We start from the raw sequence: 22,670 nt of genomic DNA on the forward strand, positions 1-22,670 counted from the left end.
GGCACCCTGAGGTGCCCCGAACCTTCCGGTCTCGGACCCAAGTAGGGTCAGAGACAGCCTGGTGTGGGAAGGAAGCACGTGGCGAAGAGGCCGAGAATATATCCGCCCGAGTCGCTGGCCGAAGTCGTGCGCGATCGCTCCTGCGAGTGCGTTGAGATCAAACGGTTGACGGCCGTCCTGGTGTGACAGACGGTCGGGGTCCTCCCGCGACCGGCCGTTCGGCGACGGCGGTCGTCACGACCGGCACGGTGTCGGAGGGCTGATCACCGCGCCGCCCCACACCACTGCCGCAGCGCCTGGCGGATGTGTTGCGGATCGGGGCGGGTTGCGGTCCAGGCGAGGTAGCCGTCGGGCCGGATCAGCATCGTGGTGGCCGTGCCGTACAGGATCGGGTCGTCGGTGCGCAGCACGTCGACGCGGTCGTGCCAGGGTGTGGCCGCCTGGTGTGCGGTGGTGGCGTCGAGCAAGAGGAAGCGGCCGCGCATCCGTTCATACAGCCGGCCGGTGCCGAGCTGCAGGTCGGGCATCCGATGGCCGGCCAGCGGCGAGGTGAGCGTGCCATCCGGGACCGGGTAGTGGATGCCCAGGCCCGAGAGTGTCAGCCGAGCCTTCTCGGAAACCTTCGGATGGTTGATGATCGCGGGCGCGATATAGGGGCGCAGGAGGCGGACCGGTGCGGGCGCGTCGGCCAGGCGGCGCAGCAGATCGGTCAGGCGCAGCACCGTGCGGCCCACCGGGTGGCGTTCAGACTGGTAGGTGTCCAGCAGCCAGGACGGTGCCCATCCCTGATGTGCGGCGGCGAGCTTCCAGGACAGGTTCGCGGCGTCCTGGATGCCGGTGCTCATGCCCATGGCGCCGAGCGGCGAGTGGACATGGGCGGCGTCTCCGGCGAGGAAGACGCGTCCGACCCGGTAGGCCCTGGCCTGCCTGCGCTCGCTCAGGAACCGGGTGGACCAGCTCATCTCCGCCAGACCCAGGTCGTCGCCGGCGATCCTGCGCAGCGAGTCGCGAACCTCCTCGATGGTCACCGGTTCGTCGATCGGGACGTTCTGCCCAGTGCGGTCCCAGATCGTGGCACGGAACCAGCCGTCCCCATACGGCGGCAGCAGCGCGGCTCCGTCGTCGCCGATGAACGGGTTCACGGCCAGCGGCAGTTGGCGTTTGAGTAGCACGTCGGCCAGCAGGATGCGGGTGTCGTAGCTCTTGCCGGAAAACCCCACCCCGAGCAGCCGCCGCACGGCACTGTGCGCTCCGTCGCAACCCGCCACGTAATCGGCACGTTCGCTGTCCCCGGTGCCCAGGGTGAGTGTGACGCCGTCGGCGTCCTGCGTCAGACCGGTCACCTCCGCGCCGCGGACGATCTCGACGCCCAGGTCCCGTGCTCGTGCCTCCAAGGCCGCCTCGGTGCGCGCCTGGCGCAGGATGAGGACGTAGGGGAAGCGGCTGTCCGGGTGGCGCATGTTGAACACCAGCTCGGCGCCCTTGATATGCGGCCGCACTTCCGGGACCTGGATCCCTTGGGCGACGAGCCCGTCGGCCAGGCCGCGCATGTCGAGCAACTCCAGCGTGCGGGCATGGATCGCGAAGGCCCGGGTCAGGTTGGACTCCTCGGCCCGCCGTTCCAGGATCTTGACCGGGACTCCCGCGCCGGCCAGATCTCCAGCTAGCGCCAATCCGGTGGGACCGGCTCCGACGACGATGACGCTCATGGCATCCCCATTCGATACTTAAAGTTCCGGTACTCGAAGTACCGATTCACCTATTTGGTACTCTGGGTACCGGAACTTGTCAAGGAGTAGATGAATGCCGACCAACCGTGGAGGTCGCCGACCGGATCCGGAGGTGGACGATGCCATCCGGAAGGCGATGGCCGAACTGCTGTTCGAGCGCGGGTTTGATATGACCTTCGACGATGTTGCCGCTCATGCGGGCGTGGGTCGCACCACGGTCTTCCGACGCCATCCGACCAAGAAGGACCTGATCCTGGAGGCGTTCTCTCAGGTCAGCATCGAGCAGTTCCGGCCCGCCGACACCGGCTCCATCCGCGGCGATCTCTACGACACGCTGTCGCAGATCATGCGGGTGTTCGCCGACCCGCGCATGCGCATGCTGATGAGGCAAGGGCTCGGCGAGGCCTGCCGCGACCCCGCGTTCACCGACCTGTTCCGCGCGGTGCTGGACCGTCGCCTGGAGCTGATCACCGTTCTGGTGGAACGCGCGGTGAACCGGGGCGAGCTCCCCGCGTCCACGAGTCCCTTGCTGATCGCGGACCTGATCTCAGGCGTCATCGCCGTCCGCGTCGCCGTCGACACGCCTCTGCCTGATCCTGGCGAGCTCACCGCTCTGGTCGACGGCCTCCTGTACGGCTTCACCCACGCCGAATAAGCCGCTCAACCGGCCACCACCTGCCGTACAAGGAAGGCTCACGGACGCCAACCCACAGGAAGGCGAGAAACCGCGGCCCCTCGGCGGAGCCGACACGGCTGGGCGGTCGCGGGGAGGACGGCCGCCCAGCCATGGTCAGCCCGACCCAGGGGACGGGCCGAAACGGAATCGTCAGCGCTTCATGAGCGCGAACACGCCCCAGCCGAGCAAGCGCCGCTGGAACGTGGTGTAGCGCAGCGGCTCCCGCGACAGCTCGGCCCGAAGCTCGGGTGCGAGCTCGTCGCCGGGGTTGGCATCCAGCCAGGTGCGGATGTTCAGCCACTGGGCCGCGACGTACCGGTCCCAGCTGTCCTCATCAGCCAGAACCATCTCGACGAGGTCATAGCCGAGACGGTCGAACAGCGCTACGAGACCGGGCAGCGTCTCCAGGGCCTCCCGCGTCCGTACATGGCAGGCTTCGACGGCTTCCTGACTGGGCGGCTCGGCGCGCCAGAAAGGCTCGCCGATCAGCAGCATGCCGCCCGGCCGCAGGCTGCGTTCCAGCAGAGCGACGGTCCCGGCGACGCCCTGGCCGATCCAGGTCGCCCCGACGCACGCCGCAACATCGACGCGCTCGGCCGCCACATACTCGGCGGCATCGCCGTGCACGAACGTCACCTGATCGGCGCCGCCGAGCTCGGCGGCGCGCTTGCGCGCAGCGGTGAGGAAGACCGTGCTGATGTCGACGCCGGTGCCGGTGATGCCGTGGTCGCGAGCCCAGGTGGCCAGCATCTCGCCCTTGCCGCAGCACAGATCGAGCACGGAGGTGCCCGGGCGCAACCCGATCGCGGCACCCAGCATGGCGAGCTTTTCCGAGGTGAACGGGTCGAGAATCCGGTGGCTGTGCTCCCGGATGGTGAAGCTACGTGGCAGATCCAAAGGAATGAGTCCTAACGTGCGATGGTCGAATAACCGAGCCAGCGAGATGACGCACGCGATTGACCCACATATAAAGCAACTCCTCCGTCACGAGATCGTGATCCGCGACTCTAGCCCGCGCTCAGGCGCGCGGTGAATGAATTTCTGGCTGATGAGATCTAGGTCACTCTTGGTCTGACGGTGTCACACATCGACCCTGACAAGGGCTCTTGAAAGCAGTCACGCATTGAGGGGGATCTGTGATGTCTGATGCCACCCAGGTGTTCGCCGACCATCGCGAGCTACTGTTCTCCATCGTCTACAACATGCTCGGCAGCGTCACCGACACCGAGGACGTCCTGCAGGAGACCTGGCTGGCCTGGTCGTCCAGGGACCCGGATCAGATCGATCACCCACGCGCCTACCTGGTGCGCGTCGCGGTCAACCAGACGCTGGCGCACCAGAGCGCCCTGCGCCGGCGTCGCGAGACCTACGTCGGATCCTGGTTGCCCGAACCCCTCCTCACCTCCGCCGACGCCGCCGACCACGCGGTGCAGGTGGACACGCTCTCGATCGCGCTGCTGGTGGTGCTGGAAACGCTCACCCCGCTGGAGCGGGCGGTGTTCATCCTGCACGAGGTGTTCGCCTACCCGCACACCGAGATCGCCGCAATGATCGACCGAACCCCCGCCGCGGTCCGCCAGCTCGCCCACCGCGCCCGCGAGCACGTCCAGGCCCGCCGCCCCCGCACCCAGGTCGACCGACACCTCCACCAGCAGGTGACCGAGCGCTTCGTGGCCGCTGCGTTCGACGGCGACCTGGACGCTTTGATGGAACTCCTGGCGCCGGAGGTGACCCTGTGGTCCGACGGCGGCGGCAAGTCGACGGTCGCCGGTCCGCGTCCCATCCACGGCCCCGACAACGTCGCCCGCGTGCTGGTCGCCAGCGCTGCTCAGCCCATCGACGGCCTGGAGCTCCACTACCGGCAGGTCAACGGCGAGCCCTCCGCGGTGCTGTTCGTCCAGAACGCCCCGTACGCCGTCATGGTCGTCGACCTCACCCCCGACGGCACCCAGGTACGCGACATCTACACCATCAGCAACCCCGACAAGCTCACCCACATCCCCGAACAGGTCGCCGAATAATCGTGGCCGCCAAGGACGGGCACCAGTTTCAGCGTGGGTGAGCGATGGTGCGCGCCGACAACCGCGCGCCGGGCATCGACAAGACCCCCGGCAGAAGTCGAGGAGTGCGGCGTTGCGCGGCCGCTCGATGTGTACAAAGTGTCTCGGGTCTGGATCCAACGCGAAGACCCCGGCGCCAGGGGCCAGCGCCGGGGTCTGCTCGGTGAGGCGGAGAACAGGGACAACATCTCAGCTGTGGCCGCCAGCAAGCACGGGTTGGGGCCGATCTACCTGTCCCTTCATGTCCCCCCGATGGGGAGCGTGGTGAGGGCTGTGACGCCCCGCCCTCTGCGCACTATGCGACGGTGACCTGCGGCGACCCGGGCAGGTTCCACTCGAAGTCGCCCTTGCCGTCACTGTTGATGTTATAGATAATCTTGCCGTCGCTGGTCCAGCCGCCAGTGAGAGAGCTGGTGTACGGGAGGGTGGTGCAGTGACCCTCCCCGCTGTTCTCGCTGGGGTGGTTGATCTCGTCTGTGATGTCGCAGTAGCGCGTGGTCTGGATCAAGTCGTAGCGCTCGAGGCGGGTCTGGATCACGAACTTGTCGAAGCGGCGATCGTCGACCGCGGTGCCGCTCGACCACTTGTACTCGATCCTGGCCGCCCTGGTGCTTCCGTCCTTGTATATGCACCCACGCGCCCAGACGGTGGCGTCCGGCTTGCCGGGCAGATCGAACGACTTTGAAGCCCAGCTGGCGCTACAGGTCCAGCCAGCGGCATGCGCGGGCGAGGCGGAAAGCCCAAGCCCACCGACCAGGGTCGCGGCAGCCAGCGTCGCGGCGAAGCGGGTTCTCACTGAGGACATGGCGGATCTCCTGATGACATGGATGTGCTGTGGTGCCCCGGACAAGGTGGGCACTGCTTTTTTCGTAACCAGAACCTGAGAGCGGCCCAGGCGTCCGGATGTGACGCCTTTGTGAGGAATGTGCGAGGGATCACACCGTCGAGGCCGGGCTCGTCCGTGGGAGAGCTCACCCGCCAGTGGAGAACCTGCTCCTGCGGGTCGACTGCTTGGGGAGATTCAGAGAACCTACGTCAATCACAACAACATTTCTCCGAGTCGTTTCACCCCGCGCTGGTGTCAACGGCCAAGTGCGTGTGGGTCTGGCCCACTTTTCGTGATCAGTAGCCGTGCAGGACACGGATGCGGAGAAGGTCGGGGTTGGCTCGCCCGTACATGATCCTTTTGATCATCTTGATACTTAAGCGGATCAAGAGGGACGGCTATGGGTGCGCTTCCTTCGATCTGCTGCGCCTACAGATCCTCCACACGGACTGAACATCAGCAACCGCGCGTGGTCAGTTCACAGCGAGTGGATCAGAACCGCTTCTCATGACCGCCGTCAGGAGGGTACCTCCATCGAACCGAAGTGGATCAGGCGAGGATCTCTCCTGCCTTTACGCGTGAAAGCGCCTCGTCCCAGCTCGTGCGCGCTTCGATCAGCAGCTTGCTGCGGATCAACGGCACGGGCTGGTCCATGGCGAAGGCGCCGACGAGCCGGTCACCCTTGCGGTAGTAGGCCAGGAAGCGGAATTCCGCCGGTGACCCGCCGACGATGCGGACCTCGTCTGCGGCGGCGATGCCGGCGCTTTGGATGCGCACGCCGTACTGGTCGGACCAGAAATAGTTGACCCCCGCGTAGGGTTTCCTTCCCCTCGGGCCGGCCAGCAGATTAGCAGCGGCACGTCGGGCCTGCTCCACCGCGTTGGTCCACTGTTCCGTTCGCATGCTGGTGCCGAACAGCGGATTCGGCCACCGTACGACATCTCCTGCGGCGTACACGGCGGGATGGCCGGCGTTCAGGAAGGGATCGCAGACGAGCCCGTCAGCCACGGTCAGTCCGCTGTCGGCCAGCCACCCGGTCTCCGGTACCGCCCCGATCCCCGCCACCACGAGGTCACCTTCGACGATCCGTCCATCTGCAAGCCTCACCCGGCCCCCGCCCTCGATGGAGGCGACCCGGGTTCCGCAGATCAATCGGGTTCCGTGCTCCCGATGAAGTGCCGCACAGATCTCGCCCATCTGCCTACCGGCCACCCGCGCGAGGGGCGCTGCTGCGGCTTCCAGAACGGTGACCTCCAGGCCCAGCATGCGGGCGCTGGAGGCGATCTCCGATCCGATGAACCCGGCCCCGATGATCACTACATGCCGATGCTCCGGCAGCGCGTTCCGGAGCGCCTGCGCGTCCTCCAACGTCCGCAGTCGATGGATCGGCGAAGACTTGCCTTCGACGGCCGGCAGGCGGGCGGTCGCTCCGGTCGCCATGATGAGCCCGTCGAAGGGCAAGTCGCCGTCACTGGTCCCGACCTTGCGTGAGGTCAGGTCCAGCGCCGTCGCCGGTTGGCCCAACCGCAAGTCCACCCGTAGATCGGCGAAGTGAGCGTCACTTCGGTAGACCGTATCGGCAGGATCTTTCTCCCCCGTCAGCACCTGTTTCGACAGGGCCGGGCGGTCGTACGGGCCGATCTGCTCGGCGCCCAGAAGTGTGATCGCACCGTCGAAGCCCGCTCGGCGCAGGGCCTCGGCGGCGCGCAGCCCGGCCAGGCCGGCGCCGACGACGACTATCCGCTTCACTGTTCAGGTCATTCGGCTTCGATCAGGGTGATGGCTTCGACGGGGCAGTTCGCCACCGCGTCGGCGAGGGTGTCGGCATCGATCTCGTCAGCGTCATCGATCAGCAGTACGGCTCGGCCGTCTTGACCGATCTTGAATGCCGTGGGCACGAATCCCGTGCACGTGGCGGAGCCCGCGCAGAGCTCACGGTTGAGTTCGATTCTCATCTTGTTCCTCCCCAACCTCAGCCGGGCTGCGACGTGCGGGCCCAGTCGATTCGAGTGATGTCAACGTGTGGGTGGACTGCGCGACAAGAGGCGCAGGTACGGCGCTCCACCTCGGCGTTGAACGCCTGGCAGCCGTCCATGTAGCCCTGTTGGACGGGAGTCGATCCCGCGTCGAATCCGTACCGCCAGACTTCGGTGTCGCAAGACGGGCAGAACCAGGCCACCGCTTCGAGCCCTGGGTTGATCGCCTTGAAGCGGAGGTGGATGGCCTCCTCCCGCGGGACGATCCGGCAGGGCGTCCCGGCCGGGACGTAAAGGAGGTCACCGACCTCCAGCCGGGTGTTGCGCATGCTGGCGTAGCGGAGCTCCGCATCGGCGGTGCCGGTGCACTGCATGACCAGCGTGTCCTTCTCGCAGATCAGGAAGAAAGGTTGCGGGCTCGCACCCCGCGACATGTACACCTGAGGATCGGCGAACGGCGGTGCGACGAGCCTTTCGTCCCACGAGCCGATCTCGTGGGCGAGGTCGAACACGTTCTGGTACCTGGCCCGCTTGATCATTCGGCCGTCTCCCCTGGCGAGACCTCGTCGGCGGCCGTGGGGGACACCTGCGAGCGGGCGGTGTTGACCAACCGACTCTGGCTGACGTAGTGGTGCCAACCCCAGGTGGCGGCCGGGAAGGGGGCGTTGAGGTGACCGCACTTGCCGCAGGTGCGGAGTTCCTCGTCGTTGTTGAACTTCTCAGCGGCCACTACGGCACCGTGAACTGTGGCGAAGGCGGGGTACCGGTCGTCCTCGTGACCGCCGTGATCCTGCGGCCTGGTGGGGTCGGCGCTGAAGACGTGCCTCAGCAACATTTCCTGACACTCCTCGCAGCGTAGATGTATCGCCTCGTACTGATCTTCAGGGTTGGCGTCGGCGTCGCTCTGCCGCTGGACGATGACCAGGAACAGGAAGGCATCGGGGTTGTGCGGCTCCTTGAGAAAGGAGTTGACGCCATGGATCTTGGGGGCGACCACCAAGGACCCTGCCGGCAGCATGGCCAGGTTCGACCCGAACGCATAGGTGACCTCTTCCTGGGAGTTCTCGTGCCAGAACTGCCCGTACTCCTCTCCGGGACGGCCGCGCAGCAGGCACGCGGTCGGGACGAGGTCGCCCGGCCCGACATAAGGAAACATGGGTGCGAGCTGGGTGTTGAGCGACATTCCCCGCTCGAACACGTTGATCTTGAGGACCTCTTTGTCTCGCCCCGGAAGCGGGATAGCGCCCACGCTCTCGGATGCGGCGAGTTCAGCGACGGTCATTCGGTGATACCTCCCGATATCTGGCTCACAGATCGAGCACGACTTCACGATCTGAGAGCGTTCGGGGGCCGGGAGTGTGACGTTGAGCGACATGAATCACATCGCCATGGGCGATGTCACACTCTCCGAGATGAGGGCTCTCTCAGAGGTCGACCGGGTGGCGGCGAGTCAGGCCGCCACGAGACGACTTCGTTGGAGCTCTCATGTCCACCGCCTATTTCGTCACAGCCCTGGTGACGATCGTGGCCAACACCTTCTCCGGTGGTTCGGCCATTGTCGCCGCCATGTTCCGCCCCAAGCTGATGATGGACGTGCTCCGGCCCGCCCTCGCAACGGCTGAGATATCGATGTCGTGGTTGATCTTTCCGATCGGCACCCTCAAGACAGCCGGCGCGGTTGGCCTGGCGCTGGGGCTCCTCGGTGTGCCACTGGTCGGGACGGCTGCCGCGATCGGCCTGATCCTGTTCTTCGTCTGCGCGGCATACACCCACATCCGTGTGAGCGACTACTCATCAACGTTCTTCCTGGGTAGCTGCTTCTTCCTCCCCTCGGCCGTCGCCACCCTGGCGCTCGACCTGGCCATCCACTACTGAGCGGCGCCGACTCATGCGTAACCAGCACCGTGATCGGCATCGCGCTTTGCGAGCCTGACGTTCGCCGGGATCTTCGGCGGGTTCCTCGCGAGGAGCCTCGTCCTGGAGCCGACTCCGCGAACCTACGATGCGCGGGCTCACGCCCGGGTTTCGGCAGGTCGAGCTCGTCCGGCTCGACGACCTCGCCTCCGTCGTCTCGCTGTTGGTCAGCGTACCGATCAACAACGACCGGCTCGACTGGAGCGCGCAAAACCCGCCGGCGGACTGGGCCAGCGTCCGGGATGAAGAGCAGATCGCCCACGTCGTACGGACCGCCGTCGCCACCCTCGCGTTCGGATACCTGAACGCCGCCGCGATGGTCAAACCATCCATCCCAACCAGGAAAGAGCAAGGAAAGGCATGATCCATAGCAATCCAGACGCCACCGCCCCGCAGTCCGAAGGCGGTGCCGACCGCAGCACTCGACCAATCCAACCGGATCAGCGACAGGTTCTTGCCGACGCAGCAGCGCTCGCCGGCGGTGCCCCGACCGGCTCCACCGTCGGCCTGCGAACACCACCCGTTGCCGCTCCAGAGAGCGAGACGGCGCTGGTCGAGGTCCTGAAGGTCCTGCGTACCCCCGAGGAGCGGTTCGCTGGACTGTTGGACTATCCGTTCCAGCCGCACTATGTATGGGTCGGCCTCGGCGACGGGTCCGATACCGCGGTGCGGGTGCATTATGTCGATGAACGGCCGCGTGACGGGGCGAAATGGTCCGGCGAGACAATTCTGCTGTTGCATGGCAACCCGTCCTGGAGCTACCTGTACCGGCACGTCATCCCGCCGCTGGTCGCGGCCGGTCACCGCTGCGTGGCCCTCGACCTGGTCGGCATGGGCAAGTCCGACAAGCCCACTGACCGGTTCCTGTACACCTACCGACATCACATGGACTGGTTGACCGAAGCCGTGTTCGATCGGCTGGACCTGCGTGATGTGACGCTGGTGTGTCACGACTGGGGCGGTTTGCTGGGCCTGCGGCTGTTGGCGGAGAATCCGGACCGGTTCCGCCGCGTGGTGGCGTCGAACACCTCGTTCAAGACGGGGAAGGAGGAGATCCCCGCCCAAGCCTGGCAGTATCTGGCCCAATGGCTGCAGTTCAGCCAGCGGACCAACCCGTTGTACGCGTCGCAGGTTGTCGACAACTTCACCACCACAGAGCTTGATTCCGCGGTCCGGGCCGCGTACGACGCGCCGTACCCTGGGGATCCCTACCAGCACGCGGTCCGCCGGTTCGCCGTGTCCATCCCCCTCTCGCCCCACGACGAGGCCACCCCGGAGTTCACGGCGGCGTGGGAGGTGCTGACAACCCTGCAGACCCCGTTCATGTGCCTGTTCAGCGACAAGGACCACGTCACCGGTGGTGACCACAGCGCCCTGAGTGACCATATTCCAGGTGCTGCGGGCCAGCCCCACACCGTCATCACCGGTGCCCACCACTTCCTGCAGGAGGACAAGCCTGCAGAGTTCGCCGCTGCGGTGAACAGCTTCATCCAGCAGACCTGTCAGTAGGAGATCTCGTATCCACCTGTTGTGCCGGCCCGACCGGTTCGCCGGTCGGGCCGGCACATGTTGGGATGCCATCGCTTCATGAGGGCAAAGGCGCCCCCAGCCCTGATGCTCCGTCTCCTGGGTGATCCGCAGCCGGGGCCACCAGGTCTTCCCCGGCCGACAGCCGCCGACTTCCGCCTCCAACTCCTCCAGCGACGAACCATCTCGAGCTCGGCTTACGGGGCGGCGGCGCGGATGAACGCCTCGGCGAATGTCCGCGAGACCTCCTCCACTGGGGGGAGCAGGTCGCCCAGCGTGTCCTGCAGTGTGGGGCGCAGCAGCATATGCACCGCGAGCGGGCCGATCATGAGTTGGATGAGCAGCGGCAGCGGGAGCGGCCGCAGCCGGCCGGCCTCGATCTGGGAGGTCAGGAGGGTGCTGAGGCTCGCGAACATTCTGGGGAGGTTGGCCTTCAGCATCCGGGCGGCCGTGCCATCGGGGCGGCTGAACAGGTCGCCGAAGATGGCTGGCAGCACCCGCGGCTCCCGGGAGAACGCCTCGATCAGTGCGCGGTAGACGGCGTGAACGGTCTCCTCGATCCGCTCCGGGGGATCCGCGGCCAGCACCTCCAAATCGGGCACCGGGACATACCGGTCGAACATACAGGCGAGCAGACCGTCACGGCCGCCGAAGACGGCGTGCAGGCTGGTCGGCGAGCACTGCGCGGCCACCGCGACGGCCTCCAGTGTGACCGCGCCGAGCCCGTTCCGGTTGATCAGTTCGGCCGCCGCCTCGATCGCCCGCTCCCGGACCGGAACCCGTCCGCCCGGGTCGACCCCGCTCTGCCGTACCGCCTCGTCCAGTCTGGCCCGTGACCCGCCGAGCCTGCGCAGCAGGGTGCTGCGGGAGATTCCCGCCGCCGCTGCGATCGCCCTGAGCGGCACATCGGCCACGTCCTTGCCGTGCTGCTCGGCGGCCGCCAGCGCGGCATCCACCAACTCCTTGTCCACAACGCCATATGGTACTGCTTCCTATCTGAACCTCATGTGTGTATCGTCTCAAGCAGAGATTCATCACATGATGAAGTAAGTTGCCTGGACGGAGGAGCTCGACATGGTCAACGTGATCGGTGCAGGACTACCGCGCACCGGAACCACGTCACTGAAGACGGCGCTGGAGCGGCTCGGCTTCGGCCCTTGCCACCATATGCAGGAGATCGGCGCCCATCCCGAACAGGCAGAGCGCTGGCGGCACACCCTGGACGGGCCGGTCGACTGGGGCGGCGTGCTGCGGGGCTACCGGGCGGCGGTGGACTGGCCGAGCGCCCACTTCTGGCGCCCGCTCGCACAGACGTACCCGGACGCCAAGGTCATCGTCACCGTGCGCGATCCCCACGCCTGGTACGCCAGCATGCGCGACACCGTCTATGCGTTGCTGCACGACCCCAGTACGGCACCTCGGGAAGTCCAACCCGTGGTCACCGGCATGCGGCCACTACTGGACCGGATCTGGCGCGACACCTTCGGAACCGCGCTGGCCGATCCGATGCCCGACGAGCACCACGCCATCGAGGTGTTCCAGCGCCGCACAGCGGAGGTCATGGACGTCCTCCCCGCCGACCGCGTTCTGATCTATCAGACGGGGGAGGGCTGGGAGCGGTTGTGCGCCTTCCTCGGCGTGGCCGTACCAGGCGAGCCCTACCCGCGCCTCAACGACCGGCAGGCTGCCCTGAGCCATCTACGGCGGGCGGCGGACCGGTGAACCTGCGCCGGCTGCTCATCCTGCATGCCCTGGTCACCTTCGCCGCGGGTGTGGTGCTCATCGCCGCGCCCGGCCTGATTCCCGGCGCCGTCGGCGTACGCGTCGCGCCGGACGCCTACCTAGTCTGCTACCTCCTGGGAGTCGCCGAGCTGGCCGTGGCGTTCCTGTCGTTCGCTGGCAGGACCCTCCGGCAACCGGAGGGGGTGCGGCTGGCCACCTGGACCATGATCGTTTTCCACGGGTGCACGGCCGCCGTGGAAATCTACGCGTTCACACAGGGGATTCATGCCGCGATCTGGGCGAACGTGGCGCTGCGCGTGGCGGTCATCGCCTTGTTCGTCCACTACGGCCTGCGCCGGAAAGGACAACCATGACCCTCGAAAGAACAGACGTCCTGGTGTGCGGCGGCGGGCCCGCCGGCATGATGCTGGGCCTGCTGCTGGCCCGGGCGGGGATCGAGGTGACCGTGCTGGAGAAGCACGGCGACTTCCTGCGCGACTTCAGGGGTGACACCGTGCACGCCTCGACCGTCAGGCTGATGGATGAGCTCGGTCTGGGGGAGAGGTTCCGCCGGTTGCCGCAGAGTCGGCTGGGCGATCTGGTGGCTCCGCTTCCGGATGGCGGCAGGATCGCGCTGAGCGACTTCGCAGCCCTGCCTGCGCCGTACAACTACATCGCGATGATCCCGCAGTGGGACCTGCTCGACTTCCTGGCCGCCGAGGCGGCCACCGAGCCGAGCTTCACCTTGCGGATGAACACCGCCGTCACCGGGCTGATCAAGGAAGAAGGCAAGGTCACGGGCGTCCGCTACCGCCCTGGAGAGGGCGTGGAAGGGGAGATTCACGCGCAGCTCACGGTGGCCGCCGACGGCCGCCACTCGACCATCCGCAAGGAACTCGGCCTGACGCCGAAGGAGTATCCGGTTCCCTTCGACACGTGGTGGTTTCGCCTGCCGCGGCACGCCGGAGAGCAGGACGAGATCGCCAGACTCGCCGGCGAGTTCAAAGGCGACCAGATCGCGCTCACCTTCACTCGCGAGGACTACTACCAGATCGCGTACTTCACCAGGAAAGGCGCCGACCTCCGGTTGCGCGCCGAGGGCGTCGAACGCTTCCGCCAGCGCATCGCAGATGTGCTCCCTCAGTACGCCGACCGCGTGGACCACATCGCCGGCATGGAGGACCTGCACCTGCTCGATGTGCGGCTGAACCGGCTGAAGCGCTGGTACGCCGATGGCGCCCTGCTCATCGGCGACGCCGCACACGCCATGTCACCCGCCGGCGGGATGGGCATCAACCTCGCCATCCAGGATGCCGTGGCCGCCGCGACGATCCTCGCCGAGCCGCTGCGGCGGCGCCACGTCACCACCGCCGACCTGGCTAAGGTTCAAAAGCGCAGGTGGCGGCCGACCGTTGTCGTCCAGGCCGTCCAGCGCATGCTGCACCGCACGTTGTTCGTGCCCGCCTTCGCCGGCAAAGGCGCCCGTCCGCCCAGGCCGCTGGTCTTCCTGGCACGGCACTTCCCCGCCTTCAAGAAGTTCCCATCCCGGCTGATCGCCTACGGCCCGCGCCCGGAACACGTCCCTGACTACGCTCGCCGCTGATCGCTGGGATCCGAGAGCAGCCGACGGCGCTCTCGGCCCGCCATCGACACCAGGAAGGTCCCGCCTTCGATAGGCGTCGCCACGTTGGGCTGTGGCCTCGGCCGGGAATGCCGACGTCTTTCAGTACAGCCCGATGGCGCTCTCCCAGAACCAGTTCCAGCGGATCTCGTCCCGGAAGCGGGCCGCGCCCGCCTCGTACAGGACGCCGATGGCGCCATTGCCGATGAGCGTCATGTCCGAATATCCAGCATGATCGTCGTCGATCCGGACACCCGCGTTGTTGACGGTGTCGTCCCAGTTGCGCCAGGTCATACCTTCGTCGAAGGACGAGCGGACGTTCATGCCCACGGGGTTGTTGTTCGTCTTGGGGGTGGCCGGCACGGACAGCAGGATCCGAGTGTAGGGACCACCGTCCCAGCGCTGGCGCAGCAAGGCCGGATGGGTGGGCGGGGCGGTGATGGCGTTGTCGGCCCGGAAGCCGCCGTCGAAGGTCAGGCCACCGTCCCTGCTCACGCCCTTGGCCAGGCCGTGGACGGACGTCTGGTCGTCAGGGACCGCGCCGTTGCGGGCGATCACGAGGATGCTGCCGTCGGTCCGCTCCACCAGGGTCTGCTCGCCCAGCTTCAGCACGGACTTGTCATAGGTGGCCGTCGCGCCGATCTTCCAATTCTCGCCGTGGTCGTCACTGTAGATCAGCCGTACGCTCTGCCGGCTGCCGACGGCGAAGTAGACAGGCACCACGAGCCGGCCCTCGTGGTCGGGCCGCGTCAGCTGGATCCCGTGCCCGGGCCCGGTGGCGAACCAATCCCCGGCACCCGCCGGGGCCTTGATGACGTCCGACAGATCCTTCGGCGCCGACCAGGTCTTCCCGTCATCGTGGCTGATCTGGACTTTCGGCGTGCGCGGGGTGGTCTGGGTCGGCGTCGGCTCAGACGTCGTGAACAGGAACACGGGCCCGGTCGAGTCCGCGACCACCGTCGCGTTCCCCTGCAGGGCCGCCCCCGTGGTGCTCGCCAGGACCGTCCGGCTCGCCTCCCACGTGACACCGTTGTCGGTGGAACGGCGCATGACGACGTCGAACGCGCCGTGGTCGGCGCAGTTGTTCTTGTTACGCCGCTCGGCGAAGGCGAGCAGCACGTCGTTCTTGGTCTTCACGACCGCGGGGAGCCGGAAACAGGTGGTCACCTGTCCTCCGGTGGCCGGGTCCGTGGTCGTGTACTGCTTCCACAAGGTCTGCTTGTGCCAGGTGCGCGTGGGCGACTGCGCGGCCGTAGCCGGCGACACACCGACGGCCACTGCCATCACCGCCGCAGCCACGGCACTGTATGCGCGGAAGAACCGCATCAATCCCTCCATCGTGACTCCCTCGCTCGGGGCGATCTCATCAGCCGGTTCCGCGCCCCCTGACCGGGTTCTGAGCCAAGGGCGGCGTCCGCGCGGATCGGGGGTCGTCGAGCATCGTCCCCAGTGGTCCGTTATTCATTGATCGCCATGGTGATGTGGTGCCACAGCCTTAAGGTCCTGACCGCGCCAGCTCTGGTGAAGCGGACTTCGATCCTCGAACAGCACGATCTGGTGCGCCGCATGCTCCCAAGAGAGGTTCTGCGCTTGGAATGTGACATCCGCTGCGCGATGAGCGGTGAGTCACATCGGGCGAGGGCGGCGTCACACTCCCACATCAAGGGGTGCTCTCCTGGCATTTCCCAGAGCTCCAGGGTCCTGAGTTCACGCCACATGATCCGCATACTCGTCAAGCCGACGCCACCCAAGCCGACTGGGGCGATCCACTCACCTACACCTTCCACCGACTTCTGAAGCTGATACACGCGGCGGCGGTGACTCACCCTTGCCAAGCGGGCCGGACAGCGGACGATATCGCCGCCCGGCCCGGTTGCGTGCGGTCACCGAGAGCGGCGGGTGAGGATCATCTCTTCGTCGAAGACCCAGGTCGCCCCGTTGTCGTAGGAGGTTTCGCCGAGCCAGCGCGCCGACGAGCGCGTGATGTCGGTGAAACGCCACCTCAGCCAGGGATCCTCCTCGTCGCTGAGCAGGATGATGTCCCCGTCGACGGGTCGCCCGATGAAACGGCGGACGCGGGCGTTGACCGGTTCGATCCACGTGGAGCGCCACGCACCGAGATCCGGATCGTAAAAACGCACGGTCGTACCGTGGAACGCCCGGAGAGTCGACGCCACCGGCTCGTGACGGCCCGGCATGATCCAGGTGTCCTGGACGGCCCGGCCGCCGAGAACCCAGCCGAAGTGGAGCTCGCCCTTGGCCCGGGCGGGCTCGCCGTCGAGCCCGATCCCCGACCACTCGATGTCCCAGGAGCCTACGAACTGCCCGAACAACATGAGCTTGTCGGCGTGCTCGCCGGACGGCCCCGTCACGTGCAGCGCGTCGATCAACCCTTGATCAGCCGGAAGCTTCGGGTCATATGTCACGGGAGTACCTCCTGATAAGCGGCGGAAAGGCTTTGGTCGAGATCGGCCCCAGAGGCCGTCGGCGTCCTCCAGCCCGACCGAGAGGCGTAGCAGGCGGTCGCGGATCCCGCAGTACCGCCTGCCCTCGTCGGCCACGATCCGGTGACTGAGTGAGGCCGATCGCTGGATGAGTGTGCCGACATCGCTGCGGCTAACCGACGGCGTGATCAGCGTGGTGCCGCCGACGACCGCATGCGCGTCATCGGCGACCTCGAACGATATGAGGCGACACCATTCTGCTCGGTGCACCCTGGCCAGGCAGCGTCGCCAAGCCGCGCCATTGCAGCTCGGCCACTGGGATCCGGATCGTCGGCTCGCCGGCTGTCCCGCCGGCTGCTGAGCACCCTCAGTCCTGCAGGTGCTGATGGCCGAGCACGCCATCCTTGCCGTCGGGGTCGACCGTGTGCGCCCACAGCCGGAGGCTGCTGAGTCATCGCCTGGCCAGCGCCCCCACATTGAGTACGAAGCTGGATGTGCGGCCGTCACGCTGTACGGCACCGTTCATGATCGACGCCTGCTGTTTCCCGTCGCTCGCCACCTGCCAGAAGCCGAGGGTGATGGTCTCGCCGGGGCGTCGGCAGACCTGCCCGGGCGGGTTCAGGTCGGCCGTGTTCCCGCGCGCCGTCAGGGTCCACCGGCACCCGTCCGCCGTCCGGGCGACCACCGTACGATCCGGCTTCACCGTCAACTCGACGACACCGCGCTGCTCCCCGTGGCTGACCTGCGCTGAACCGTCCGGCCCCGTCGATCGGTACGTGACAATGTTGACCAGCCGCGAGCGGTCTGCCGGGACGTACTCCCACTGGCCCGTGAATCGCCTCGCCACCTTGGCCCACGGCTCTGTCGTGACCTTGGTGCGGGCGCCGTGCTCCAGCGCGAAGTCGTAGTCGCCGCTCGGATGGTGGCTCACGCCTGCGATGGTTTCCTTCTCATGCCGGCCCGAGACGGTCACCGACCAGCGGGTAATGGTGTAGCCGGAGTTGATCACGCGGTTGAAGCAGGATTGGGACGGCGGGTCGAGTTGGAGGGAGTCCGACCGGGCCGTGAACCGCCACGTGCAGCCGCGGTCCGTCCGCCCCACGACTTTCCCGTCGGCCTCTTTCGAGAACACGATCCGGCCGATCTGCGGGACCTGCAACACCGAGCCCGACGGCGCCAACGGATTGAAGCTCTCACAGTCCGGCTCCGCGGCCGGACAGCTGAGTTCCGCGATGTTCCTCATGCTCTTGCGGTCCGGCTGGTCGTAGTTCCATGTCCCCAGGTACTTGTCCAGGTTCGATCCGTTGCCGGGTGCGGCGGCTGCCGGATCAGGCCGGGCGATGTCGAGGACACCCCCTCCGGCCACGGCCACCGCCAAGACCACGGTCGCTGACCGCAGCCACGCCGACGATCTACGCGCGGGCGTCTTGTGCGGAAAACGGGAGATTGCGCCCACACCGGTGACGATGCGGAGGGTGAACAGCGTCGTGTGCCACCGCGCAAGGTGAGAGTTCGTCATGGCGGCGATACTGCCCCGGCCGATCCGGGTGCGTCGTCACCCAGGCGACGGCAGTTGCCGCTGCCGCCAGGGAAGTAGACACGGGTGCGGCTACATCTCAGGGCGTAGCACGGATTGCCTGCCGCCGGAGGCAGGTAGGCTCGCCACGGCACCTTGGGGCGCGCATCTTGTATCCCGGCCGAGTCGCGGGCGAGGTGTGCTCCATGCGCCGCCGTTCCCGCTGGACTCCGCCGCCGAAGTCGAGCCCGTGTCGCCGCCGGCCTCGAACCACGCGGCGCACAACGGCGACCAGGTCGCGCCGCTACAGCATCTCCTGGCGAGCCCACGCCCAGTAACCATGAGCGCTCGAAAGGGGCCGCTGTCAGGCCGCACGCGCCCCAGCCTGATCCACCGCCTCCTCAATGGAAGATGATCTTAGTTAGCGCGGAACAGGCCTAGTTTCGAGTGCGCATTGCTCCAGGTCAAAGGGTTTCGTCGGTGCCCCGTGAGGTGGCCAGGGCGGGTAGGTGCGACGCGTCCGGCAGCATCGGCTCGCGTTCCAAGTCGCGGCCGGATGCCGCGGCGTCGTCGAGCTGGCGTTCGGCGAGCATCCACAGCCGACCGGGGTGGGCGTGACTGCCGATCATCGCGGCGACGTCATCGGCGTCCAGGCCGCGACGGCGGCGCGTGAGCGCCAGCAGCTGGGCGAGCGAGGCGACCAGGTCGCGGCGCGCACCGGTCTGGGCGGCCTCCCACAGTTCGGTCAGGTCAGGGTCGGCAGCGGTGGCGGTGGCCGCGCCGTCCAAGTCGAGCTCCAGGCCGCCGCCGTCGTCGGCGCCGCTGGCCTGCTCGTAAGCAGCGGCAATGGTCTCGGCCAGATGGTAGGTGCCGATCTCGTGGAAGCTGGTCACAAGCTCCATCGCGGCGGTGGCGGCGGCCAGCTGGTGGCCGGCCTTGCGCACCTGCGGCGGCAGCGCGCCGAGCTCGGCGAAGTCCACCACGTGCAGGTTGTCGCCGTGTTCGGCGGCGAGCTCGCGCACCAGCGCGGCCAGGTCCAGGTCATCGTCGTGGTGGTCGTGGTGGGTCATGGCGTTCTCCGGGCCGAAGCGACGGGGCGGGCGAGGTCGAGCAGGCCGGCCAACCAGCCGGGCACAGTGGCGATCGGCAGGTCGGCCTCGATGGTGTAGGCGGTGCCGTCGATGACGGAGCCGGGGCCGACCAGGTAGCCGCCGCGGCCGCCGCGGCCGGGCCCGCGGGTGTCGATGCCGGGGCCGAGTGGCGCTCGTGGGTTGCGTCCGGTGGTCGATCCGATCACGGGGCCGCCCTCCTCCACACGGAAGTACAGGTGCAAGCCCCCACTGGGGGTGCGGACGGTGAGGGTGTCAGGCCATGCCGCGCCGTGATCGGTGCAGATCGCGGCGAACCGGGCGGGCCCGTCGACGTCTTTGACGTCCAGGTCGACGCCGAGCACGTCGGAGCGCCAGCAGCCGACGCCGATGTTGTCTCCCGGCCGCCAGGTCGCGGCCAGGACGTCGGGGTCGCTGGTCGCGACGCGCTGCCAGCCGGGCCCGTACACGAGCTTGCTGCCGGGCTTCAGGGCAAACACGGCCAGGCCGCGCGCGGACACCGCGTACGGGTCGGGGATCACCAGTCGCCCCCGACCGGGCAGTCGCAGCTGTAGCCCTCGGGCGGGTAGGCGCCGCACTCATCGCATCTGTCCGGGTCCCACCACTCCAACCCCTCGGGGTACGCCTGGTGGAAGCGCTCCTCCGAGAGGACCGGCAGGTCGTTCGGGCGGCGCAGCAGCGGGAACGCCTTCAGATGCGCTTCGGCGCGTGCCACGTCGGCCGGGCTCATGACGGCCTGCGCGACGACGTCGCCGGCCCAATGTTCGGGTGTGCTGTTCGGCGGGGCGCCGCAGATCGGGCAGCCGGGCCTGCGGCACGCGAAGTGCGCGTACCCGTCCTGGCACACGTCGGTGGCGCAGTTCTCGTCGTGCTGGCAGTGCGGCCCTACCAGGAGGGGAATCCCGTCCGTCTTGGTCGGCGTGTACGGCTCGGAGGTCAGGTACCGGTCCAGCATCCCGAGGGTGAAGGCCACGTCCCGGCGGGCCTGCTCCTCGGTGGTGTGGATGCCCGCCGCCGCCTTATCGGCCAGGACCAGGCGCACGAGCTCGTCGGCATCGACGGAGAGCAGTGAAGCCCGCGACTGCTGTTTAGGCTGCTGATCGGGCTGGCCGGCCTGACGGGTGAGGGCCTGGTGCGCCTGCTGGTAGGTCAGGTTGTGCGCGGCGGCGTAGGCGCGGGTCTTCTGCTTGTTCCTGGCGTCCTTCGTCATGGCGGTGTCCCTTGAGGGCGTGCCCCACGCGTCTTCGCCCAGGAAACGTCAGCCGCAAGGTGAGCTTCGTAGGAACGCGCGATCATGGACCTTCGCTCATCGGCGCCGTCCCCGGCGTGGGCGGGGCGGCTCGGAACCGGCTGTGCGCTAGCCGTACCCGGCAATCTACAACAGGCCGCCGACGAAATCGGGGGCCTCAACGGATCTCCACCGTCACCAGGGCGCCGGTCAGCCGTCCCTGGCGTGCGACGGCGTCGACCCGGTCGAGGGCCTCCTGCAGGCCGTGCGGGGCCTGGTCCAAGCCCAGGCCGGTGCCCACCAGCAGCAGGCAGCTACCCTGCGTGGTGACCGCGTCCTGCCAGGCCAGGTCCGCCTGCAGGTCGCCGTCGTAGAGCTCGCCGATCGGGCCGCTCACCCGCAGCCCACTGCCGCCGCGCAAGTGCACGGCCCATCCGGGCGCTGCCTCGACTTCACCGTCGGCGGCGGCCACCAGGTGCAAGCCGTGCTCCAGCAGCCAGCCGGCCACCCGGTCGACGCGCTCACCCTGCCCGACGTCCGTGCTCACCGTCGCACGGACCTCCAGCAGCAGAGCCGGGCGGTGGCCCGCCTGGTAGGGCAGGAACGCCGCCACCCCGTCGACGCTGACCGCCCTGGCCGGGTCGTACATCACGGCGGTCAGGCCAGGCACGTCGATCAGCCCAGACCGGGCGCAGAAGCGGTGCGCGAGCTTGGCCAACCTCACCGGACCGTCCCGCAGGATGAGCACTGCCGCGGGGGTGTCAGGCAGTTTCCCCGGCCGCATGCAGACCCATCCACCTGCGCGAGGTCACCGCAGCCGACATCATCGCGGCCACCGAGTCCCTGCACTCCACCCGGCGCCGCCAGACCCTCACGGCCCTGCGGTCGCTGTTCGGCCACTGCAAGAAGACCGGCAGGATCTTCCGTGATCCAACCCGAGGCCTCCACGATGGCGAACGCCCGCTGATCATCATCCAGCCGCTGCGCCCCGACGAGATCGGCCAAGCCACAGCAGCCGCCACCACCCCCGCAGCCCGCCTCACGCTCGCCCTGGCCGCCGTCCACGCAGCCCGGCCCAAGACCATCCGGGAACTCCGCCTCACCGACATCGACATTGGTAACCGGCGACTCGTCCTCACCGGCCGAGCCCGCCCCCTCGACGACCTCACCCGGCATCTGCTCGTGACCTGGCTCCACCATCGAGACCAACGATGGCCCGACACCGCCAACCCGCACCTGATCGTCAACCAGCAGACCGCCATGACCACCCGGGCGGTCAGCGAGAACTGGCTGACCGAGACCTGCCGCGGACTCACCGCCACCCTCGAAGCACTCCGCGTCGACCGCCAACTCGAGGAAGCCCTCACCCACAACGGCGACCCGCTCCACCTCGCCGCCGTGTTCGGCATCGACGACACCACCGCCATCCGCTACGCCACCATCGCCCGCCACCTCCTGCAGACCCCCGCCGAGCAGCACAACCCCACCGGTTCCAGCCAACCCAAGGACAGAAGCGCCCATAAACCATGAAGACCAGCGGGTTCATCCCGCGGAACCTTCAGTTCGCATGAACTCTGGGAGATCGCCGCCGCCCCCCTCAGAACCGGGCGAGCGAGCTTTCCCCGCACCACGGCTCAAGCGAGCCCCGAGGGCGTCACGGGGGTGAGAATGTAGCCGGTCTCCCGCCTTTGCGAGCCAGGTGGCTGCGGTGGCAGGAGGCATGCACCAGGCGTGTTTGTTTCCCGTCCGGCGGGCCATGTCGCTCGTGGGTGAGATAGTCGGTGGCTATCGCCCGCTTCACGACATTCAGCCACCATCGTTCCCACTCGTGTGGGGACTGTGGCGGCTGGTCGGCGGCGAGGAGAGGCTCCCGGCAGAGCGGGCAGTGGCCGTCCTGCCTGGTGAGCAGGCCCAGGGTGTAGCCGTCCAGCGGGGGTTTGACCCTCCGTCGCCGTGTGGCCCAGTACTCGATCAGATCAGGGTCATCGGGGGACGCCCTGCCGGTGACGAGTTGGTGCCGAACAATGTTGGTCCAGGAGAATTTGACCAGGTGGTGGGTGCCGCCATGGTCAGTGACCGAGGCGGGGTCACCGAAGACCCACTGGTCGTTTCTGAACCTGTGGAACTTGCCGAAGTAGCGTTTGACGACCCACTTCTTCGACTTGTTGGGATGCATGCGGCGGGCCCACCCCGGTGTTCACGTCCAGGGAGATGGTGTGCGGGTGATCAAGCCCTGGACTGGTACGGGTGAGATCCATGTGACAAGAGACGGCCACTCCGTAATCCTTCGATTCGCTCATATCAACACGAAGGGGACGAAG

The 22,670-nt window shown here is 67.5% G+C and carries 25 protein-coding genes and 1 pseudogene; 9 read left to right on the forward strand and 17 right to left on the reverse strand.

Annotated features, from left to right (window positions below; translation table 11 throughout):
- Positions 1-263: 263 nt before the first annotated feature.
- A complete protein-coding gene (locus Q9G87_RS58375) occupies positions 264-1,709 on the reverse strand; it encodes an FAD-dependent monooxygenase (protein ID WP_305925326.1) in 1,446 nt (481 codons plus the stop codon).
- 94 nt (positions 1,710-1,803) lie between these two features.
- Between Q9G87_RS58375 and Q9G87_RS58380 the strand changes: the two genes are divergently transcribed.
- Positions 1,804-2,385, forward strand: coding sequence for a TetR/AcrR family transcriptional regulator (locus Q9G87_RS58380; protein WP_305925327.1), 582 nt, complete (start codon positions 1,804-1,806; stop codon positions 2,383-2,385).
- 171 nt (positions 2,386-2,556) lie between these two features.
- On the opposite strand, the gene Q9G87_RS58385 is transcribed toward Q9G87_RS58380, so the two are convergent.
- Positions 2,557-3,303 (reverse strand): SAM-dependent methyltransferase, encoded by a 747-nt coding sequence (locus Q9G87_RS58385; RefSeq protein ID WP_305925328.1) that lies wholly within the window; start codon positions 3,301-3,303, stop codon positions 2,557-2,559.
- A 242-nt stretch (positions 3,304-3,545) separates the two neighbouring features.
- On the opposite strand from Q9G87_RS58385, the gene Q9G87_RS58390 reads away from it, so the two are divergent.
- Positions 3,546-4,427 carry an RNA polymerase sigma-70 factor gene (locus tag Q9G87_RS58390; protein WP_305925329.1) on the forward strand — a complete coding sequence of 294 codons (882 nt, stop codon included), beginning with the start codon at positions 3,546-3,548 and terminating at the stop codon, positions 4,425-4,427.
- 334 nt (positions 4,428-4,761) lie between these two features.
- On the opposite strand, the gene Q9G87_RS58395 is transcribed toward Q9G87_RS58390, so the two are convergent.
- The 5 genes from Q9G87_RS58395 to Q9G87_RS58415 all read right to left on the reverse strand — a co-directional run bounded on the left by Q9G87_RS58395 (position 4,762) and on the right by Q9G87_RS58415 (position 8,550).
- Entirely contained in the window at positions 4,762-5,271 is a 510-nt protein-coding gene (locus Q9G87_RS58395) for a hypothetical protein (RefSeq protein ID WP_305925330.1), read from the reverse strand.
- 570 nt (positions 5,272-5,841) lie between these two features.
- Entirely contained in the window at positions 5,842-7,041 is a 1,200-nt protein-coding gene (locus Q9G87_RS58400; protein ID WP_305925331.1) for an NAD(P)/FAD-dependent oxidoreductase, read from the reverse strand.
- A gap of 8 nt (positions 7,042-7,049) precedes the next feature.
- Complete coding sequence (locus tag Q9G87_RS58405) at positions 7,050-7,247, reverse strand: ferredoxin (protein ID WP_305925332.1); 198 nt, start codon at positions 7,245-7,247, stop codon at positions 7,050-7,052.
- 17 nt (positions 7,248-7,264) lie between these two features.
- The gene (locus Q9G87_RS58410) at positions 7,265-7,807 is read right to left on the reverse strand and encodes a cupin domain-containing protein (protein ID WP_305925333.1); all 543 of its coding nucleotides are present in this window, start codon (positions 7,805-7,807) and stop codon (positions 7,265-7,267) included.
- Entirely contained in the window at positions 7,804-8,550 is a 747-nt protein-coding gene (locus Q9G87_RS58415; protein WP_305925334.1) for a cupin domain-containing protein, read from the reverse strand. Before Q9G87_RS58415 ends, Q9G87_RS58410 begins: the two co-directional genes overlap by 4 nt.
- 203 nt (positions 8,551-8,753) lie before the next feature.
- Here Q9G87_RS58415 and Q9G87_RS58420 point away from each other — a divergent pair, with 203 nt between their 5' ends.
- The 3 genes from Q9G87_RS58420 (at position 8,754) to Q9G87_RS58430 (ending at position 10,691) form a co-directional block, all read left to right on the forward strand.
- On the forward strand, positions 8,754-9,143 hold the full coding sequence (locus Q9G87_RS58420; RefSeq protein ID WP_305925335.1) for a DoxX family protein: 390 nt from the start codon (positions 8,754-8,756) through the stop codon (positions 9,141-9,143).
- Between the two features lie 127 nt (positions 9,144-9,270).
- The gene (locus Q9G87_RS58425) at positions 9,271-9,546 is read left to right on the forward strand and encodes a hypothetical protein (protein WP_305925336.1); all 276 of its coding nucleotides are present in this window, start codon (positions 9,271-9,273) and stop codon (positions 9,544-9,546) included.
- The gene (locus tag Q9G87_RS58430; RefSeq protein ID WP_305925337.1) at positions 9,543-10,691 is read left to right on the forward strand and encodes a haloalkane dehalogenase; all 1,149 of its coding nucleotides are present in this window, start codon (positions 9,543-9,545) and stop codon (positions 10,689-10,691) included. Before Q9G87_RS58425 ends, Q9G87_RS58430 begins: the two co-directional genes overlap by 4 nt.
- Positions 10,692-10,906: 215 nt before the next feature.
- Here the strand turns inward: Q9G87_RS58430 and Q9G87_RS58435 are convergent, their stop codons facing one another.
- Positions 10,907-11,680 (reverse strand): TetR/AcrR family transcriptional regulator, encoded by a 774-nt coding sequence (locus Q9G87_RS58435; protein ID WP_305925338.1) that lies wholly within the window; start codon positions 11,678-11,680, stop codon positions 10,907-10,909.
- Between the two features lie 103 nt (positions 11,681-11,783).
- Here Q9G87_RS58435 and Q9G87_RS58440 point away from each other — a divergent pair, with 103 nt between their 5' ends.
- The 3 genes from Q9G87_RS58440 to Q9G87_RS58450 are packed head-to-tail and all read left to right on the forward strand — an operon-like array spanning position 11,784 to position 14,034.
- Positions 11,784-12,431, forward strand: a complete 648-nt coding sequence (locus Q9G87_RS58440) for a sulfotransferase family protein (protein WP_305925339.1) — start codon at positions 11,784-11,786, stop codon at positions 12,429-12,431.
- On the forward strand, positions 12,428-12,805 hold the full coding sequence (locus Q9G87_RS58445) for a hypothetical protein (protein WP_305925340.1): 378 nt from the start codon (positions 12,428-12,430) through the stop codon (positions 12,803-12,805). Before Q9G87_RS58440 ends, Q9G87_RS58445 begins: the two co-directional genes overlap by 4 nt.
- Positions 12,802-14,034: an FAD-dependent oxidoreductase gene (locus Q9G87_RS58450; RefSeq protein ID WP_305925341.1), complete on the forward strand. Its 1,233-nt coding sequence runs from the start codon at positions 12,802-12,804 to the stop codon at positions 14,032-14,034. The genes Q9G87_RS58445 and Q9G87_RS58450 overlap by 4 nt, the downstream gene beginning before the upstream one ends.
- A gap of 120 nt (positions 14,035-14,154) precedes the next feature.
- Here the strand turns inward: Q9G87_RS58450 and Q9G87_RS58455 are convergent, their stop codons facing one another.
- The 8 genes and pseudogenes from Q9G87_RS58455 to Q9G87_RS58485 form a co-directional block, all read right to left on the reverse strand.
- Positions 14,155-15,390 carry a sialidase family protein gene (locus tag Q9G87_RS58455; protein ID WP_305925342.1) on the reverse strand — a complete coding sequence of 412 codons (1,236 nt, stop codon included), beginning with the start codon at positions 15,388-15,390 and terminating at the stop codon, positions 14,155-14,157.
- 545 nt (positions 15,391-15,935) lie between these two features.
- Positions 15,936-16,478 (reverse strand): hypothetical protein, encoded by a 543-nt coding sequence (locus tag Q9G87_RS58460; RefSeq protein ID WP_305925343.1) that lies wholly within the window; start codon positions 16,476-16,478, stop codon positions 15,936-15,938.
- Positions 16,479-16,541: 63 nt separating this feature from the next.
- Positions 16,542-16,973 (reverse strand): annotated as a pseudogene (locus Q9G87_RS61235) (PLP-dependent transferase); the annotation flags it as partial.
- Positions 16,948-18,015 carry a hypothetical protein gene (locus Q9G87_RS58465; RefSeq protein WP_305925344.1) on the reverse strand — a complete coding sequence of 356 codons (1,068 nt, stop codon included), beginning with the start codon at positions 18,013-18,015 and terminating at the stop codon, positions 16,948-16,950. The pseudogene Q9G87_RS61235 and the gene Q9G87_RS58465, both read right to left, overlap by 26 nt.
- A gap of 461 nt (positions 18,016-18,476) precedes the next feature.
- Complete coding sequence (locus Q9G87_RS58470) at positions 18,477-19,082, reverse strand: hypothetical protein (RefSeq protein ID WP_305925345.1); 606 nt, start codon at positions 19,080-19,082, stop codon at positions 18,477-18,479.
- Entirely contained in the window at positions 19,079-19,642 is a 564-nt protein-coding gene (locus Q9G87_RS58475) for a bifunctional DNA primase/polymerase (protein ID WP_305925346.1), read from the reverse strand. The genes Q9G87_RS58470 and Q9G87_RS58475 overlap by 4 nt, the downstream gene beginning before the upstream one ends.
- Positions 19,639-20,331 carry a hypothetical protein gene (locus Q9G87_RS58480; protein WP_305925347.1) on the reverse strand — a complete coding sequence of 231 codons (693 nt, stop codon included), beginning with the start codon at positions 20,329-20,331 and terminating at the stop codon, positions 19,639-19,641. The genes Q9G87_RS58475 and Q9G87_RS58480 overlap by 4 nt, the downstream gene beginning before the upstream one ends.
- Positions 20,332-20,527: 196 nt before the next feature.
- Complete coding sequence (locus tag Q9G87_RS58485) at positions 20,528-21,133, reverse strand: hypothetical protein (RefSeq protein ID WP_305925348.1); 606 nt, start codon at positions 21,131-21,133, stop codon at positions 20,528-20,530.
- Between the two features lie 398 nt (positions 21,134-21,531).
- Here Q9G87_RS58485 and Q9G87_RS58490 point away from each other — a divergent pair, with 398 nt between their 5' ends.
- A complete protein-coding gene (locus tag Q9G87_RS58490) occupies positions 21,532-21,879 on the forward strand; it encodes a hypothetical protein (RefSeq protein ID WP_305925349.1) in 348 nt (115 codons plus the stop codon).
- 124 nt (positions 21,880-22,003) lie between these two features.
- Here Q9G87_RS58490 and Q9G87_RS58495 read toward each other — a convergent pair whose 3' ends face one another.
- Complete coding sequence (locus tag Q9G87_RS58495; protein WP_305925350.1) at positions 22,004-22,525, reverse strand: hypothetical protein; 522 nt, start codon at positions 22,523-22,525, stop codon at positions 22,004-22,006.
- Positions 22,526-22,670: the final 145 nt, after the last annotated feature.

The organism is Nonomuraea turcica (genome assembly GCF_030718205.1).
GTDB lineage: Bacteria > Actinomycetota > Actinomycetes > Streptosporangiales > Streptosporangiaceae > Nonomuraea.

What these genes read in the sequence shown, in the direction of transcription:
- Q9G87_RS58380 (WP_305925327.1), top strand. Translation starts at nt 1,804, where the DNA reads ATGCCGACCAACCGTGGAGGTCGCCGACCGGATCCGGAGGTGGACGAT.
- Q9G87_RS58390 (WP_305925329.1), top strand. Translation starts at nt 3,546, where the DNA reads ATGTCTGATGCCACCCAGGTGTTCGCCGACCATCGCGAGCTACTGTTC.
- Q9G87_RS58440 (WP_305925339.1), top strand. Translation starts at nt 11,784, where the DNA reads ATGGTCAACGTGATCGGTGCAGGACTACCGCGCACCGGAACCACGTCA.
- Q9G87_RS58430 (WP_305925337.1), top strand. Translation starts at nt 9,543, where the DNA reads ATGATCCATAGCAATCCAGACGCCACCGCCCCGCAGTCCGAAGGCGGT.
- Q9G87_RS58410 (WP_305925333.1), bottom strand. Translation starts at nt 7,807, where the DNA reads ATGATCAAGCGGGCCAGGTACCAGAACGTGTTCGACCTCGCCCACGAG.
- Q9G87_RS58395 (WP_305925330.1), bottom strand. Translation starts at nt 5,271, where the DNA reads ATGTCCTCAGTGAGAACCCGCTTCGCCGCGACGCTGGCTGCCGCGACC.
- Q9G87_RS58375 (WP_305925326.1), bottom strand. Translation starts at nt 1,709, where the DNA reads ATGAGCGTCATCGTCGTCGGAGCCGGTCCCACCGGATTGGCGCTAGCT.
- Q9G87_RS58420 (WP_305925335.1), top strand. Translation starts at nt 8,754, where the DNA reads ATGTCCACCGCCTATTTCGTCACAGCCCTGGTGACGATCGTGGCCAAC.
- Q9G87_RS58485 (WP_305925348.1), bottom strand. Translation starts at nt 21,133, where the DNA reads ATGCGGCCGGGGAAACTGCCTGACACCCCCGCGGCAGTGCTCATCCTG.
- Q9G87_RS58495 (WP_305925350.1), bottom strand. Translation starts at nt 22,525, where the DNA reads ATGCATCCCAACAAGTCGAAGAAGTGGGTCGTCAAACGCTACTTCGGC.
- Q9G87_RS58415 (WP_305925334.1), bottom strand. Translation starts at nt 8,550, where the DNA reads ATGACCGTCGCTGAACTCGCCGCATCCGAGAGCGTGGGCGCTATCCCG.
- Q9G87_RS58425 (WP_305925336.1), top strand. Translation starts at nt 9,271, where the DNA reads ATGCGCGGGCTCACGCCCGGGTTTCGGCAGGTCGAGCTCGTCCGGCTC.
- Q9G87_RS58470 (WP_305925345.1), bottom strand. Translation starts at nt 19,082, where the DNA reads ATGACCCACCACGACCACCACGACGATGACCTGGACCTGGCCGCGCTG.
- Q9G87_RS58465 (WP_305925344.1), bottom strand. Translation starts at nt 18,015, where the DNA reads ATGACGAACTCTCACCTTGCGCGGTGGCACACGACGCTGTTCACCCTC.
- Q9G87_RS58480 (WP_305925347.1), bottom strand. Translation starts at nt 20,331, where the DNA reads ATGACGAAGGACGCCAGGAACAAGCAGAAGACCCGCGCCTACGCCGCC.
- Q9G87_RS58455 (WP_305925342.1), bottom strand. Translation starts at nt 15,390, where the DNA reads ATGGAGGGATTGATGCGGTTCTTCCGCGCATACAGTGCCGTGGCTGCG.
- Q9G87_RS58450 (WP_305925341.1), top strand. Translation starts at nt 12,802, where the DNA reads ATGACCCTCGAAAGAACAGACGTCCTGGTGTGCGGCGGCGGGCCCGCC.
- Q9G87_RS58405 (WP_305925332.1), bottom strand. Translation starts at nt 7,247, where the DNA reads ATGAGAATCGAACTCAACCGTGAGCTCTGCGCGGGCTCCGCCACGTGC.